Raw genomic sequence first — 15,970 nt, 5'->3', positions numbered from 1 at the left:
CCGACGGCTAAATGGCCGCCCCGCTAGTGGAAAGTGAGTATGAAATCTCCGTCCTTGCCGACGCTGGCTTCGAGCCGCTCCGCGGTCTCCTCGGCGCCCATCATGTGCAGGATCTCCGTGGAGATCTTGGGCAGCAGCGTGCGGTTGATAATGTGGTCGATGTTGCGCGCGCCGGTCTCCACCTCTTGGCAGCGCTGGGCAATCTGATCGACCAGGTCGGGTTGCCAGGTGAAGTCGATCTTCTGGCTGCCCTGGATCCGCTTGGCCAGCTTGCGCAGCTTCAGCTCCACGATGCCCTTCATGGCGTCGCCGACGATCGGCAGGAAGGGCACGATCTGCATGCGCGCCAGCAACGCGGGCTTGAAGTGGTTGCTGAGCACAGGGCGGATCGCGTTGCTGATCACGTCGAGCGGCGGCGGTTCCGAACCGCTGCACATCTCGGTGATGATGTCGCTGGCCAGGTTGCTGGTCAGTAGGACGATGGTGTTCTTGAAGTCGATCAGCCGGCCTTCGCCGTCTGACAGCATGCCCTTGTCGAAGACCTGGTAGAACAGGTTCATCACCTCGAGGTCGGCCTTCTCGACCTCATCGAGCAGCACCACCGAATAGGGCCGCTGGCGCACGGCCTCGGTCAGCATGCCGCCCTCGCCGTAGCCGACATAGCCCGGCGGAGAGCCGATCAACCGTGAGACCGAGTGCTTCTCCTGGAACTCCGACATGTTGATCGTCGCCATGAAGCGCTCGCCCCCGAACAGCAGGTCGGCGATGCCGAGCGCCGTCTCGGTCTTGCCGACACCGCTGGGGCCGACGAAGAGGAAGACGCCCATGGGCGCGTCGGGGTTCTGGACGCCAGCCTTGGCCGAGCGGATGCCCTCGTCGACGATGTCGACCACGTGATCCTGGCCCTTGATCCGCCGAGCCAGCTCGTCCCTGAAGCCGAGGATCGTCTTGGCTTCGTCCTGGACCATCTTGCCGAGCGGGATGCCGGTCCAGTCAGCGATGACCGCCGCCACGACCTCAGGGCTGGCCTCGTAGTGGACCAGGGGCTGGCCGTTCTGCAGGGCGGCTAGGGCAGTCATGGCCTGGTCGAGCTCCTTCCTAGCAGACTCCTTGTCGATCGGCGGGGCCTCCGCGGCTGTCTCCTCTCCGGACGCCTCTTCTTCCGTTACTTCCGCCGCGTCATCCGCTTCCTGCCCGGCGTTGGCGCGCGCCAAGGCCTGGCGCAGCTCGAGGATCTTCTCGACGTGGCCGCGCTCGGCCTCCCAGCGCCGGCCCAGTTCGTCCAGTTCCCCCTGGATCGCGGCGATCTCGTCGTCCAGCTCTGCGACCCGTCCGTCGTCGTTCCGGGTCTCCGCCTCGATGTCGCGCAGGACCGCCGTGCGCTCCCGCTCCAGCGCCTTGATCCGCCGTTCCCGGTCGTCGATCGCATCGGGCTTCGAGCTGATCGAGATCTTGACCCGGGCGCTCGCGGTGTCGAGCACGTCGACCGCCTTGTCCGGCAGCTGCCGTCCCGAAACATAGCGCGCCGACATCCGCGCGGCGGCCTCCACCGCGTCGTCGCGCACGTAGACGCCGTGGGCCTCTTCGTACTTCTCCCGGAGGCCCCGGATGATCGTGACCGCTTCCTCGGGCGAGGGTTCCTCCAGCTTGACCAGCTGGAAGCGCCTGGCCAGCGCCGGGTCCTTCTCGAAGTACTTCTTGTACTCCGACCAGGTGGTCGCCGCGATGGTGCGCAGCTCGCCCCGGGCCAACGCGGGCTTGAGCAGGTTGGCCGCGTCGCCCATGCCGGCCTGGCCGCCGGCGCCGATCAGGGTGTGGGCCTCGTCGATGAAGAGGATGATCGGCTTGACCGAGGCCTTGACCTCGTCGATGACCGCCTTCAGCCGGTTCTCGAACTCGCCCTTGACCCCGGCGCCGGCCTGCAGCAGGCCGAGGTCGAGGCCGTAGATCTCGACGTTCTGGAACAGGTCCGGGACGTCTCCCTCCACCACCTTGAGGGCAAGGCCCTCGACCACGGCGGTCTTGCCGACGCCGGCCTCGCCGACGGCGATCGGGTTGTTCTTCCGGCGGCGCCCGAGGATGTCGATGATCTGGCGGATCTCCCGGTCGCGGCAGAACACGGGGTCGATCTCCCCGGCCCGCGCCCGGCCGGTGAAGTCGATGGTGAAGCGGCCGAGCGCGGAGTCCTCGCCGCGATCGACCGCGGCCTCCCCTGGGCCCGACGGCGCGGCGCCGAGCGGCGCGGCCTCTTCCTGGGAGCCGGCGGTTATGTCGAAAAGGCTGCGGCGCAGGTCCTCGGCGCGGATCGGCGTTAGCTCGTCGGCGAAGATGCCGTAGGCGTAGCGGTTCGGGTTAGCGGCCAGAACCGCGATCAGCAAGCCGGAGCGGATCTCTCGAATGTCGTACTCGATCGAGCCGAGCATCCAGGCTTCCTGGAGCAGCTCGATCAGGAGCGGCGAGAAGACCGGCTTGCCCTGGTTGCCGGTGCGGCAGGCTTCGACCGCCCGCTGAACCGCTTTCTCCACCCGGGCCGGATCGATCTCGTAGTGGCGCAGGATGACCTGAAAATCGTGGTTCGGGTCGCCGATCAGCATGAGCAGGAGATGCTCGATCGAGACCTCGTAGTTCTCGCGGGAGACGCAGAGGCCCGCCGCGCCCTCGAGAGACCGCCTGCAGTAGGGATTCAGTCTCTTGAACAGAGACTTGAGCTCAACGTCAATCATGCCACCCTGCTCCCCGCTTGCCCGGATCACGCAATCCCGGCCGTGCCGAGCCGCATACCGGCGCGCCTCCTGCCACGAACCGCCCGGCGCGCGTCTCTCCCCAAACGCGAGACAGGCAACTCATTTGTATGAACTATATCACTCTGCTTGCATTTGCGGGGTGAGTTTTACCACTTCCCGGTGCTTCAGCTGGGCCCGGGCACCACAAATTAAGTTGCGTTCCGTCCAGGACTTTACCAACCTAATCGCCGCGGCAGGGCTGACGAGAAGGCAGGCGGCGGAACCGCCGGGGGAACGGGGGACAGCTTCAATTGGCGGAACCGGGCCGGCGCGGCGCAGGTCTTCGGGCCACGATCGCCGCGAGGCCGGGTTCGAGTTGACGGGGACGGTGTGGGTGACGCGAGCCAGCGATAGCACCAAAGGCGGCGGCTGAGGCATGCCCAAGCCGTTCCTTCTCTACGTCAAGTACGTCGACTTCGCCTCGGAGAAGGTCGGCCGGCTGGCCATGCTGCTGGTCTTCGTCATGATCGGCGTGCTGCTGCTCGACGCGGTCACGCGCAACATCATCCGCATCCCGCTGTCCTGGTGCGTCGAAATGGCGCAGTTCACCATGGCCGCGTACTACATACTCGGCGGCGCCTACTCGATGCAGCTGGGCGATCACGTCCGCATGGACCTGATTTACGACCGGGTCTCAGAGACCATGAAGGCGAAGCTCGACGTCGCGACCAGCGGCTGCCTGCTGTTCTATCTGGTCTGCCTGCTGTTCGGTTCGATCTCGAGCACGATCTACGCGATCGAGACCGGCCAGCGAAAGTTCTCCATGTGGAATCCCTCCATGATTCCCATCAAGTGCATCATGGTTTTCGGCATCGTGCTGATGCTGCTCCAGGCGATATCCATGCTGTTCAAGGACATCGCCAAGGCCAGGGGTCAGGCCATCACCCATGAAGGGGAGCAGCCGACCCTATGAGTCACGAGCTCATCGCCATCACCATGTTCGCCTCGATGCTGCTGATGCTGCTGACCGGGCAGCGGGTCTTCGCGGCGATCGGCTTCGTTTCGGCCGCCGCAGCCGCCCTGCTCTACGGCACCGGGGCCATCGAGATGCCCTTCAACGCGGCCTTCAAGCTGTTCAACTGGTACCCGCTGCTGACCCTGCCGCTCTTCGTTTACATGGGCTACGTGCTGTCGGAATCGGGCATCGCCGACGACCTCTACCGCATGTTCCACGTTTGGATGGGCGGCCTGAAGGGCGGGCTGGCGGTCGGCACCATCGGCCTCATGGTGGTGATCTCGGCAATGAACGGCCTCTCCGTCGCCGGCATGGCGATCGGCGCCACCATCGCCCTGCCCGAGATGCTGAAGCGCGGCTATGACAAGGTCATGATCACAGGCGTGATTCAGGCCGGATCGTCACTGGGAATCCTGGTGCCGCCCTCGGTCGTGCTGGTGCTTTACGGCATGATTGCGCGCCAGCCGGTCAGCCAGCTCTGGCTCGCCGGCGCCATTCCCGGCCTGATGATGGCGACGCTCTTCGTCATCTACATCGTGGTGCGCTGCAGGATGCAACCGCACCTAGGGCCGACGGTCTCGGAAGAAGACCGCAACATGCCCCTGGTCGAGAAGCTGAAGCTGCTGCGTGCCGGGATCATTCCCTTCCTGATCTTCTTCTTCATGACCGGACTTTTCGTCATGGGCATCACCAGCCTGGTCGAGAGCTCGGCGGTCGGCGCGACGGCCGCGACGCTGGCCGCCCTGATCAAGCGCCGCCTCAGCTTCCAGGTGATGGAGGCGACCCTGAAGAAGACGCTCGGCATCTCCTGCATGTTCCTCTGGATCATCCTGGCCGCGCTCTGCTTCGGCTCGGTGTTCGACGGCATCGGGGCCGTCCGGGCGATCGAATCCCTCTTCATCACGCGCTGGGAGCTCACGCCCTGGGAAGTGCTGATCATGATGCAGCTCTCCTACATCGTGATGGGCATGTTCCTCGACGACACGGCCATGCTTGTGATCGTCGCGCCGCTCTACGTGCCGCTGGTGATCGCGCTCGGCTTCAACCCGATCTGGTACGGCGTGCTCTACACGATCACCTGCCAGATCGCCTACATGACGCCGCCGTTCGGCTACAACCTCTTCCTGATGCGGGCCATGGCGCCGAGAGAAATTACCCTTCCGGACATCTACCGATCCATCATACCCTTTGTGGCCGTTATGACGTTTGGCCTGATCCTGGTGATGGCCTTTCCGCAGATCGCGCTCTGGCTGCCCGAATATGTGCGCGGCAAGTGAGCGCATCGAAGGGTTCTGGCGAGGAATGGATAAGAGATGAGCCCGCCGCTGAAGGACGGGCCGCAACAAGAGAAAAGGAGGTTCACATGACGGATACGAAACGCAAGAAGAAGGTCAAAGGACAGGAAACAAAAGTCCAGCGCCGCGACTTCCTGAAGAAGGCGGGCGTCACAACGGCCGCGGCGGCCGCGGCGGGCACCTTGGCCGCGCCCTACGGCTATGCCCAGTCCAATCCGATCCGGTGGCGGCTGCAGACCTACTCCGGCGCACCGCTGGGCGCCCACGTCATCAAGCCGCAGATCGAGGCCTTCAACAAGGCGGCCCACGGCGAGATGGAGATCGAGCTGTACTACGCCGACCAGCTGGTGCCGACCGACGAGTTGTTCCGCGCCATGCAGAACGGCACGATCGACGCGGTACAGAGCGACGACGCCACCATGGCCTCACCGGTCGACATCAACGTGTTCGGCGGCTACTTCCCCTTCTCGACCCGCTACAGCCTCGACATGCCCGTGCTGTTCAAATACTACGGCCTCGACCAGATCTGGAAGGAGGCCTACGACGAAGTCGAGAACGTCGAATGGCTCTCGGCCGGGGCCTGGGATCCCCTGCACATCTTCACCAAGGAGCCGATCCGCAGCCTCGCCGACATGCGCGGCAAGCGCGTCTTCGGCGTGCCGACCGCCGGCCGCTTCCTCTCGCGCTACGGCCTCATCCCGGTCACGCTGCCGTGGGACGACATCGAGGTGGCGATCCAGACCGGCGAGCTCGACGGCGTCGCCTGGTGCGGCTTCACGGAGGCCTACGAGGTCGGCTGGGCCGACGTCTGCAACTACGCGCTGCTGAACAACGTGACCGGCGCCTGGTGCGGCTCCTACTTCGCCAATTCGAAGTCCTGGGCCAAGGTGCCGGCTCATCTGAAGGAGCTCTTCCTGATGTCGTGCGACCAGTCCCACTACTACCGCCAGGTCTGGTACTGGGGCGGCGAGGCCAAGCTCCGTGTCGAGGGCAAGAAGATGGAGCTGACCGAGATCCCGGCCGAGGAATGGAACCAGGTGGTCAAGGACGCCGAGGAGTTCTGGGACGAACTCGCCTCGATCAGCCCCCGGACGGCCAAGGTGGTCCAGGCCTACAAGGACTACACCGCGGTCATGGAGAAGGTCGGGGTCCCCTACCGCTACGGTTGACCATTCCCATCGACGACCTGAGGAGGACCCCCGCGCCGCACGGCACGGGGGTCTTCTCTTCGGCCCGCGCCCGGCCGGTCAGAGGAAGAGTTTCAACAGCAGCGACACCCCTAGGAGCAGGAGCGAGCCGAGAGCGATCCGTTCGGCGAACCAATGATAGGTGTCCCGCAGCGTCTCGCCGACCAGGCGCTGGGCGACCGTCGAGGGCGGACGGTCCTCTTTGGCGAGGATCAGCCAGGTTTCGGTATGCCGGTAGGGACGGATCGGGGCGATGGCCCCCAGCACCGCCAGAATCGACGCCAGCCCCAGCCCCAAGAAGCCGCCGGCGCGGGTCGCTAAGGCCGGATCGAAGCTCAGCCCGAGCATCAGGCAGAGTATGCCGAAGCCCGCGAAGCCGCAGGCTCTGCCGACGGAAATGAAAGCGGCCGTCTTGATCGCGTCCATAAGCACGGCATGCCGTTACGCCACCTACATTCTCAGACTAGCTGCATTTCGCCGATCTTCAAATTACTAAGCGATAGCGTGCAAGAGATTAGGGCCGAGACTCCGATCCGGTCTCATCATGCGGACTACTTCTAGGTTTCGTGCTCTCGCAACTTGTGCGCCCGCCCGGCGATCAATAAACCTGTCCGTCGTCTAAGCCGAACAGGCAATCTCGCACCGGACGGAGCACGATGCTTCACAAGAGAATACTGGAGTGGCAGGCGGCCCATCCGAACGTCACCTGGGCGTTCTGGATCGTGGTATGGGCGATCGTCCTTCTGCTTCTGTTCTGGCCCCGGCCGCTCGATTGAGCGAACCCGGCCGCGCGGGTCCTCCAGAGCAACGGATCGCGATTGACCGCGATCCGCTCTAGCGAAGCGGCAGGATCACTACCGGGTCGGCGCTTCGCTCGGTGGCGAGCCAGGTCGACCAGCCGAGACGGCAGGGATTGTCGGGCTCGAGCTCGAGCCGGGGCACCTCTTCACGCTTCAGGCCGAGCGCGAGGTCGTGGTCGAGCTGGTCCTTGAGCAGGAACGGCATTACCTCGCGCAGCTGGCCGTGATGGTCGCCTTCCGGCAGGAAGCGGAGGAAAGAGGGAAAGTCTAGCGGACCGACCTCCAGGCGAAACCGGCCGGCGATGTCGGGCACCCGTTCGCCCAGGGTACAGTCCTGTCCGAGGCGCGCGTTGGCCGCGCCGAGGCGGGCGCGCTGCTCCGGCCGAATGGTCACGTGGCGCTTGACGAACTGTCGCACCCGAAAGGTCTGGCCGTTGAAGTAGTGGGTCAAAATCCGCTCCAGCGCAGGCGCCGAGCGGCTGCCCTGGAGAAGAACGCCGAGACAGGCCAGCAGGCGCTCGCGCATGGCGACGGCCGGCGACTCCTCTTCCGCGACCTGGTCCAGGGCCGCGAGGCCGGCGAGCCAACGGCTCGACTGGTCCCCGCCGCCCGGGCGGAAACGGAGATAGAAGCGGTACTTCTCGAAGCAGCGGAACAGCAACGCGATGTAGCGGTGGTGGAAGAGATCCAGGAAGTCGCGCCGGTTGCTCTCCTGCTCGTTGCCGGAAATGATCGCCTCGGTGTAGAAGGCGGGCAAGGGCGAGACCGTGCCGTAGAGCCCGAGAAAGTTCACCGTGACGCGGTAGCGCGACTCTTCACCGCCCTCGTCCAGGCGTTCTATGGCGTCTGTGTCGGCGCTCGCGAAGCCGAGACTCGCCGCCGGACGGAACCGGATCGGTTCATCCTCGACCGGGCCGAGGCCGCCGACCGGCGCCTGCGCGCCCCGATCCGACATCAGGATGCGGACCGCCTGATAAAAGTCGAAACGACGGGCGCGTCGCAGCAGCTCGGCGACTAGAGTAGCTGCTGGCGCCCGCTTTGCGCTGTCCATTCGTAATGCTCTCCCAGTTCCACGCCGGTCACCACCAGCTGATGGAAGGAATTCACGCTCGCGAAGAGGGAAAGGAACTCGCTGAGGACCGAGCCGAAGAGAAAGAGATCCCCTTCTCCGGCGAAGTTGCTCTCGCGCATGTCGATTTCGGTTCGCAGACCGCGCACCGGTAGGCCGCGATAGAGCAGGTCGATCGGCCCGGACTGCACGCCGACCAGGCCCTCGAGACGGAGCTTGCTCTCCCGCGCCAGCCGCCGGTCGTGGAGGCTGCGGAAGTCGTAGGCCGAGAGGATCATCCGCAGGCTCTCGAGCTGGGTCAGGGAAACGTAGTTCAGGGCGAGGTGCGAGATCAGCCGCCAATGCAGGCCTCCGCCCAGCGGCGGCAGGATCGACGGGCTCGCCGGTATGAGGTTGCGGAACCGGGCATTCTCCGGCGAGCTGCCCGTGGCCGTCGCGATGTCCCCCGCGCGCAAGGTCTCCGCCAAGTTCCGGTTGGTGGCGGTGATGCCGAGGGAGATGGTCTCGGTCGGCGGAACGGTCGCGCTGTCGCCGGCGGTCACGAAGGAGATGTAGGTCTCGGCGCCGCGCCCCACCGTCGCGGGATGCAGGCGCGTTCGGTAGAAGACCGCCTCCTCCTCGCCACCGACCGCCAAGTGCTCGAAGGACTCGAAAGCCTTGTAGAGCCGGCGCTTGCCGGTGCCCTGGATCCAGCCCTCGACCAGATCGACCGAATAGGTCTGGTAGTGCGACGGCTGCTTGGCCGAAGGCCAGACCCGGTACTCCATCTTGGTCTGGTCGACCCGGATCGGATCGGCGTCGCGCGTGAAGAGATTGACGATCGGCGTGCAGAAAAGGCGCAGGTTGTCCGCCTTGGGCCGCACCTGCTCTTCGAGGTTGCCGTCGAAGTCGAAGATCACTGTGAAGACATCAGCCATCTTCGAGCGGCGCAGCGGGGCCAGCCCGGTGATGTCCACGAACATGAACTTCTCGGGAAGACTGTAGTACTCCTGCAGCAGGCGGTAGCCCAGGAAGGAGGTCGGCGGATAGGGCAGCAGACCCTCTTCCTCGGCGAAGCCGACCGGGCGGACCGTATCGGCCGGCAGCAGGAAGCCCTCCCCGTCGGGTCCGGCCTTGCCCACCTGCACGCGCGCGCGGCGCACCTTGCGGCAGAGCCAGTAGTAGAGCGTGCGGCTCACGCCGGTCTCGCCGTGCAGGAAGATTCGCAGCTGCCTGAGGTCCAGGCTGTCCAGGGTGCTGCCGGGGAACAGCTGGAAGGTCACGGCGAGAGCGGAGCCGCCGGCCGTCTTTCCGGCCTCCACCTTTGTGATCGAGAGCGGCAGCAGGTCGACGGCGTAGCTGGTCTGGAAGCGGCAGGCCGTGCCTTCCACCGGGACCGAGTCGACCTCGGTGCCCCGTTCCACCCGGGTCGGCCCGGAAAGCGCGCTGGCGATAGGCTCGAACTCCAGGATCGACATCGAGGGCACGGGGCGCAGGTAATGGGGCCAGAGCAGCGAGATCAGGCTGTGCGTCAGCTCGGGCAGCTCGTCGTCGAGCTTCTGCCGGATGCGGCCGGACAGGAACGCGAACCCCTCCAGCAGGCGCTCTACATCGGGATCGTTCCCCTTGTCGGCGAGAAAGGGGGCGAGCTGCGGGTTGGCGCGCGAGAACTCCTTGCCCAGCTCGCGCAGATAGGCCAGCTCGTCCTGGAAGTACTTGTTCAAAGACAAGACTAACTCCAGACCTTCACCCGGCCCGACGGCCCGACCAGTGCTTCGAAGCTGACCGAACGCTCGTCGTCACCCAGGGCGAGGCGCCCGGCGATCTTGAACCTGAGATCGTAGGGGTCGTCGTCGTTGGCGATCGCGCGCACCGTCACCCGCGAGAGCCGCGGCTCGTACTTGTCGACCGAGGTCTGGATGGACTTGCGGATCACGTTCAGCGCGTCGGGGAAACGAGTCAGCAGATCGTTGAAGTCCGGCATCCCGTAGTCCGGCGCCACGGCGACGCTGCCCTGGCGCACGTTGAACATGCGGGTCAGGTGCTCCGCAACGGAGCGCATCGCTTCGTCGACATCGTGCGCGATGCGCCGCCCGCCGGTTTCCGGCGCGTCGATGCGTTCCAGAAGCGTTCTGGCGGCGGCCATCCCGGTCCCGCCGGTCAGCTCTTGTCGAGCTTACCGACCAGCGAAAGTGTGAAGCTCGCGCCCATGTACTTGAAGTGGGGCCTCACCGCCATGGAGACCCGGTACCAACCCGGATCGCCTTCAACATCGGATACGGTGATCTCGGCGTTGCGCAGGGGCCGGCGGCTGCGCACCTCGGCCGGCGGATTGTCCTGGTCCGCGACATACTGGCGGATCCAGGTGTTGAGTTCACGCTCCAGATCGGTCCGCTCCTTCCAGCTGCCGATCTGTTCGCGCTGCAGCACTTTAATATAGTGGGCCAAACGGTTGATTATGAACAAATAAGGCAGCTGAGTTCCCAGCTTGTAGTTGGTCTCGGCCGCCTTGCCTTCCTTGCTCTGTCCGAAGGTTTTCGGCTTCTGGGTCGAGTTCGCCGAGAAGAAGGCCGCGTTGTCGCTGCCCTTGCGCATGGTCAGCGCAATGAAGCCTTCGTCGGCCAGCTCGAACTCCTTGCGGTCGGAGACCAGTACCTCGGTCGGAATCTTGGTTTCAATTTCGCCCAAGGATTCGAATTGATGGAGCGGCAGGTCCTCGACCGCGCCGCCGCTCTGCGGTCCGATGATGTTCGGGCACCAGCGGAACTTGGCGAAGCTGTCGGTCAGCCGCGAGGCGAAGGCGAAGGCCGTGTTGCCCCAGAGGTAGCGGTCGTGATTGTCCTTGACGTTTTCCTCGTAGTTGAAAGCCTTCACCGGGTTGCTGTCTTCGCCGTAGGGCAGCCGCAGCAGGAACCGCGGCGCGGTCAGGCCGACGTAGCGCGAGTCCTCGGACTCGCGGAAGGAACGCCACTTGGCGTATTGCGGCCCCTCGAAGATCGACTTGATGTCCTTCAGGTTCGGCAGTCCCTCGTAGTTGTCCAGACCGAAGAACTGGGCGCCGGCCGCGGCGATGAAGGGCGCGTGGGACATGGCCGAGACGCTCGCGACGTTCTGCAGCAGCTTGATGTCCTGGGGCCCCGGCCCGAAGTCGTAGTTGGCGATGATGGCGCCGACCGGCTCGCCGCCGAACTGGCCGTATTCCGCCGTGTAGACGTGCTTGTAGAGGCCCGACTTCACGATCTCCGGCGAGTCCTCGAAGTCGTCGAGCAGGTCCTCCTTGGAGACGCTCAAGACCTCCAGCTTGATGTTCTCGCGGAAGTTGGTCTGGTCGACCACGTACTTCAGGCCGCGCCAGGCGGACTCGAGCTGCTGGAACTTGGAGTCGTGCAGGATCTCGTCGACCTGGGCGCTGAGCTTCTTGTCGATCTCGGCGATCATCAGGTCGACCATGCCCTTGTCGACCCGCTCCTCGGCGCGTTTCGGCGCCAGCATCTCGGCGACGAAGGCCTCGACCCCGCGCTTGGCGATGCTGTAGCCCTCGTCCGAAGGCTTCAGCCGGGTCTCGTTCATGATCTGGTCGAGCAGCGAACCTTCCTGCTCGAGCACCTCGGCGCCGGCCTCGGCCGCCTTTTCCGTTTCCGCCATCTCCGACTTCTCCCAGTTGTCCCGGCCCGGTCAATCGGACCGGATCCAGCGGTCCACCCTCAATATCGCCCGCGGAACCTCGTCTTTCCGGCGGCGGTCACTTCTTGCCGTCGCCGAGCCCCAGTTCATCGAGCAGCTGCCCGCGCGAGCCCTCGTCCGCCAAGACCGCCTGAATCGTTTTCCGAAAGGCCGGAACGTTGCCCAGGGGGCCCTTCAGGGCGGTCAGAGCTTCCCGTAACTCGAGCAGCTGATTGAGCTCCGGCACCTGCCGGACCACCGCCTCGGGCGAGAAATCTTTCAGGTTCTCGAACTTCAGCGAGACCGCCATTTCCTCGCCCTCTTCGCCCGAGAGCCGGTCCGGCACGTTGACGTCGAGCGCCAGCTTGTGCTCGCGCATCACCTGGTCGAAATTGTCCTTGTCGATATTGATCGCCTTGCGCTCTTCCAACGAGCGCTCGTCTTCCTGGAGCGTGTAGTCGCCGACCAGCATCAGCTTGAGCGGCAGCTCCACCTCCTCCTGGGCGCCGCCGGTGGCCGGACGATAGACGATGTTCACGCGCTCCTTCGGCGCGACCGAGCCTTCCTTTGCCATCACCTTCCCCGTTACTGTCTCGAAAAATGCTTTTAAGGCTTGGATTAACTAGAATTTTCTAGGCGGTAGTAAACCTCAACGCGGAGCCAATGTCCATTCTAATGACGCGAGCTTTCAGACGCTCGATACGTTCCAGACGTTGCGGCGAGACCTTGTCTTTCTTCGCCGTCTTCTCATAGCAGAGCAGGAGCAGCCGGGCCGTCTCGAGGCTGAGCGCCGGCTCCCACTCTTCGAGCCGGAAACGCGCCGCCTCCTCTTCCAGGTCCTCCAGCTGCGGCACCGCGAGATCGTCGCGGCCCAGTTCCCGGCAGAAGCCCGCCAGGGCGAGGCCCCAGTGGAACCGATCGCGCGCCGACCTGGCGGAAATGCGGCCGTCCTGGAACGCCGCGAAAGCCTCCTCCACCTTGCCGTCGCCGGCCAGCTGCCGCGCCTTGTTGCCGGCCTCGACCCAGGGGGACCCGCCGTCGGCGCCGGCGGCGGCTGCGGTCGAGGCGGTGCTCCCAGTGGCACCCCCAGTGGCGACCGCGTCGATCTCGTTCTTGATCCAGAGCCGGGTCATCTCGTCGGCGAAGGGCTGGCCGTCTTGGAAGGTCAGCTCAACAGCGTTGGGAAAGCGCGCGAGAAACCCTCTCAGGTTCTCGACGACCGCCCGACGCGCGTCGCCGTGCCCAAGCGCGGCCAGGGCGCCTGCGGCCAGACGGTGGCCATCGAGCCAGAAAGGCATGCGGCCGAGGCTGGATTCCACCTGTTCCAGCACAGCCCCGTGCTCGCCCGCCTCCTCGAGCGACCTGATCTGCTGCAGCCGCTCGGCCGAGGGCGGCCGGATTTCGGTCTTCCCGTTCTGATCGGGCGGCAACCGCTGCAGGCCCAGCCAGGCGGCTTGGCGAACCAGGGTGTAGGCGTTGGGATCGGCCGGCTTCTTGTCGCGCTGATAGGCGGCGACGGCGCGCAGCGTCTCCTGGCCGGCGCGGATCGCCTTCTGGAGATCCGAATCCGAGGCGATGCTGCCGACCGGCGCCGGCGGTGCGCTCGGACGCGGTGCCGGGGCGGGTGCACTCGGCGCCGGGTCCGGAGCCGGAACAGCCGGCGCCACCGCCGCCGGCGCGGCCGCTTGGGCCGCCTCGGAAGCGGGCGCCGCGATAGTCTCGGCAGCCGCGGGCTCGGGGGTCGGCTCCGGCAAGGCACCGAGGCGGTCGGTCAAGGCGCGGCGCAACTCGCCGAAGCTCGGCGCCGCATCACCGAGCAGTTCCTGAAGCGCCGGCTCGAGCGTCTGGATCGTGGCGACAGTGGCCTCCAGCGCTTCACGGTCATCACCTGCGGGCTCTGTTCTCTCCTGGCGGTGACTTACCTTGTCGACCAGCCAGTCCAGGGCAGCCGCGCGCGCCCGTTTCCGCTTCAACGGCGGGAAGAGCTCGGGCCAAAATGTCGTGACCAGCTCCTGTATCATCGTCAGCCCGGAGCGCAGCCCGCTGTAGCCCTGTCGTTCGAACAGGGCCTGGCACAGGAAGCTGGCGACCAGAAGGTCCTTGGACTTCGTGCTGAGTATGCGGATACCCAGATCCTCGACGGTCCGCCAATCGACCGGCGAGCCGTTCAAGGACTCCAGCTTGGCGATCTCGGTCTCGATCTGTTCGAACTCGGGCTCGTAGCGGACCGAGGTCCCGCCCGGCGCTTGCGGGCTGATCGGCTCCGCGCCCAGAACCGTGATCGGATCCTTCTCTTCCGACACGCTCGTCCCCGTAACCTGCCTTCCGCGCGCTTCGCACCCCTGTCGCCTGACGGCGGCGGCTGGTCCGGCCTCGTGCCGACCAGGGCCCGCCTTTGCCGCCCAGCCTTCGCAGTTTGCCGCAGCGCCATCCTGGTGTCGAGCGCGGCCGCGTGCTCGCCTGCCCGCTCTCGCCCTTTACCGCGAACCGGAAAATGGGCCACACTGATCCCGCGAATCGCCGGTGGAACGCGACGCAGGTCGGCGGGATCATTTTGCTGCGTCCGCGTTCTGACGGCACTAGGGCGTCGACGTTTCCGAACGGGTCCGAGGGAGTTGGCCGCGTGAACCGCTCTGATCTGGGCGATGCAGCAGCAAGTGCTCTGACGTGGCGTTCGGTCGCCAGCTCCCACGTCGGCACCGTTCGCAAGGTCAACGAGGACGCCTTCCTGGATCGCCCCGATATCGGGATCTGGGCGGTTGCCGACGGCATGGGCGGTCACCAGGCGGGAGACGTCGCCAGCAGGACCATCGTCGAGGCCTTGGGCCGGATGCGTCCGGGACGGACCCGCGAGGAGCTCCTGCTCCAAGTGCGCGAACAGCTCTACGGCGCCAACGAGACCCTGCTGAGGCTCGCCGCCGAGCGGCGTGACGGCGCGGTGATCGGCAGCACGGTCGCGATCCTCGCCGGTTTTAAGGGGCAGGCAATCTGCCTCTGGGTTGGCGACAGCCGCATCTACCTGTGCCGCGGCGGGCAACTGCGCCAGTTGACCCGCGATCACTCCCAGGTCGAGGAGCTCATCAAGCTCGGTCTGCTGGACCGGGACGAAGCCGAGACTCATCCGCAGAGCAACATCGTGACCCGGGCGGTCGGTGCCCAGCCCGATCTTCAAATCGACATGATCGCCGGCGAACTGCACGACGGCGACGTCTACCTGATTTGCAGCGACGGATTGAACAAGATCCTGGATCATGATGAAATCTCGTCCATTCTTCAGACAAGCGATGGTCGGAACGTGGCTGAGCGCCTGATCGAACGGGCCGTCGAAGGGGGTGCGAGAGACAACGTCACGTCGGTCGTGGTGACCATTGGGCAGGCTCGGCCCGAGGACGAAGTCGGGTCCGGGGCGGATTTTTTTGGCCGCAAGCGGCGCGGGGAGGAAACGGGGGAGCCGGACAAGGGTCCGGGTCTGCAGGATTTCGATTAGGCGGGTGACTCGGCCCGGGGGAAGCGGGCCGAGGCATGAGCTTGGCCGAGGCTGGGAAAGAAGCAGGATTCGATGTACGAGCAGATAGGCCGCTACCGGATACTCGACTTGCTCGGGGAAGGCTCGATGGCGGAGGTCTACAAGGCCTACGACCCCCAGATCGACCGTGAGCTGGCGCTGAAAATCCTGAAGAAGGAATGGTGTCTCGACGACAGCTACGTCGAACGCTTCATGCGCGAAGCGAAGGCGGCCGGGGCCTTCTCTCACCCCAACATCGTGACGGTCTACGACATCGGCCAGATCGACAACCGGCCCTACATCATCATCGAGCTGGTGACCGGTTCGCCGCTCGGCGAGGTCTTCGAGCCCGGCACGCCCGTCCCAATGGAGAAGATTCTGTCGATCGGCATCCAGCTGGCCGATGCCTTGGACTACGCGCATAGCCACGGTGTCGTCCATCGCGACATCAAGCCGAGCAACATCATGGTCCTGGCGGACGGCCAGACGATCAAGATCGCCGATTTCGGGATCGCCCATATCGACGATCCCAACGCCCAGCAGACCCAGGTCGGCACGGTCCTGGGAACGCCGCAGTACATGTCCCCCGAGCAGGTTATGGGGCAGAAGGTCGACGGCCGCTCCGATCTCTTTTCCGTCGGCGTCGTGCTCTACCAGATGTGCAGCGGCCAGAAGCCCTTCGAGGGCGATTCCATGGCGACGCTGCTCTACAAGATCACCCGCGACGAGCCCGA

At 65.3% G+C, this 15,970-nt stretch carries 13 protein-coding genes; 5 read left to right on the top strand and 8 right to left on the bottom strand.

From position 1 onward, the window contains the following. Window positions 1-23: 23 nt before the first annotated feature. Window positions 24-2,723, bottom strand: a complete 2,700-nt coding sequence (gene tssH / locus QNJ67_00065) for a type VI secretion system ATPase TssH (protein MDJ0607341.1) — start codon at window positions 2,721-2,723, stop codon at window positions 24-26. A gap of 436 nt (window positions 2,724-3,159) precedes the next feature. On the opposite strand from tssH, the gene QNJ67_00060 reads away from it, so the two are divergent. From QNJ67_00060 to dctP, 3 genes are all read left to right on the top strand, one after another. Further along, window positions 3,160-3,696 (top strand): TRAP transporter small permease subunit, encoded by a 537-nt coding sequence (locus QNJ67_00060; protein MDJ0607340.1) that lies wholly within the window; start codon window positions 3,160-3,162, stop codon window positions 3,694-3,696. Continuing rightward, window positions 3,693-5,015, top strand: coding sequence for a TRAP transporter large permease subunit (locus QNJ67_00055; protein ID MDJ0607339.1), 1,323 nt, complete (start codon window positions 3,693-3,695; stop codon window positions 5,013-5,015). Before QNJ67_00060 ends, QNJ67_00055 begins: the two co-directional genes overlap by 4 nt. Before the next feature lie 86 nt (window positions 5,016-5,101). Next, on the top strand, window positions 5,102-6,202 hold the full coding sequence (gene dctP / locus QNJ67_00050; protein ID MDJ0607338.1) for a TRAP transporter substrate-binding protein DctP: 1,101 nt from the start codon (window positions 5,102-5,104) through the stop codon (window positions 6,200-6,202). 78 nt (window positions 6,203-6,280) lie between these two features. Here the strand turns inward: dctP and QNJ67_00045 are convergent, their stop codons facing one another. From QNJ67_00045 to tssA, 7 genes are all read right to left on the bottom strand, one after another. After that, window positions 6,281-6,646 carry a hypothetical protein gene (locus QNJ67_00045; GenBank protein MDJ0607337.1) on the bottom strand — a complete coding sequence of 122 codons (366 nt, stop codon included), beginning with the start codon at window positions 6,644-6,646 and terminating at the stop codon, window positions 6,281-6,283. A 408-nt stretch (window positions 6,647-7,054) separates the two neighbouring features. Continuing rightward, on the bottom strand, window positions 7,055-8,071 hold the full coding sequence (gene tssG, locus QNJ67_00040; GenBank protein ID MDJ0607336.1) for a type VI secretion system baseplate subunit TssG: 1,017 nt from the start codon (window positions 8,069-8,071) through the stop codon (window positions 7,055-7,057). Further along, window positions 8,035-9,798, bottom strand: a complete 1,764-nt coding sequence (tssF, locus tag QNJ67_00035) for a type VI secretion system baseplate subunit TssF (GenBank protein MDJ0607335.1) — start codon at window positions 9,796-9,798, stop codon at window positions 8,035-8,037. Before tssF ends, tssG begins: the two co-directional genes overlap by 37 nt. 2 nt (window positions 9,799-9,800) lie before the next feature. After that, window positions 9,801-10,214, bottom strand: a complete 414-nt coding sequence (gene tssE / locus QNJ67_00030) for a type VI secretion system baseplate subunit TssE (protein MDJ0607334.1) — start codon at window positions 10,212-10,214, stop codon at window positions 9,801-9,803. Between the two features lie 14 nt (window positions 10,215-10,228). Then, a complete protein-coding gene (tssC, locus tag QNJ67_00025) occupies window positions 10,229-11,713 on the bottom strand; it encodes a type VI secretion system contractile sheath large subunit (GenBank protein MDJ0607333.1) in 1,485 nt (494 codons plus the stop codon). 97 nt (window positions 11,714-11,810) lie between these two features. Next, window positions 11,811-12,305, bottom strand: a complete 495-nt coding sequence (gene tssB / locus QNJ67_00020) for a type VI secretion system contractile sheath small subunit (GenBank protein ID MDJ0607332.1) — start codon at window positions 12,303-12,305, stop codon at window positions 11,811-11,813. A 58-nt stretch (window positions 12,306-12,363) separates the two neighbouring features. Beyond that, window positions 12,364-14,034: a type VI secretion system protein TssA gene (gene tssA, locus QNJ67_00015; GenBank protein ID MDJ0607331.1), complete on the bottom strand. Its 1,671-nt coding sequence runs from the start codon at window positions 14,032-14,034 to the stop codon at window positions 12,364-12,366. 92 nt (window positions 14,035-14,126) lie between these two features. Here tssA and QNJ67_00010 point away from each other — a divergent pair, with 92 nt between their 5' ends. Together QNJ67_00010 and QNJ67_00005 are read left to right on the top strand one after the other, a co-directional pair. Continuing rightward, window positions 14,127-15,218 carry a protein phosphatase 2C domain-containing protein gene (locus QNJ67_00010; protein ID MDJ0607330.1) on the top strand — a complete coding sequence of 364 codons (1,092 nt, stop codon included), beginning with the start codon at window positions 14,127-14,129 and terminating at the stop codon, window positions 15,216-15,218. A 72-nt stretch (window positions 15,219-15,290) separates the two neighbouring features. After that, window positions 15,291-15,970: serine/threonine-protein kinase (locus tag QNJ67_00005; protein MDJ0607329.1), on the top strand; the 680-nt coding region annotated here is incomplete at its 3' end.

This window comes from Kiloniellales bacterium (genome assembly GCA_030064845.1).
Taxonomy (GTDB): Bacteria; Pseudomonadota; Alphaproteobacteria; order Kiloniellales; family JAKSDN01; genus JASJEC01.
Note: the sequence above shows the minus strand (reverse complement) of the source record. Positions and strands in the feature narration are given on the sequence as shown.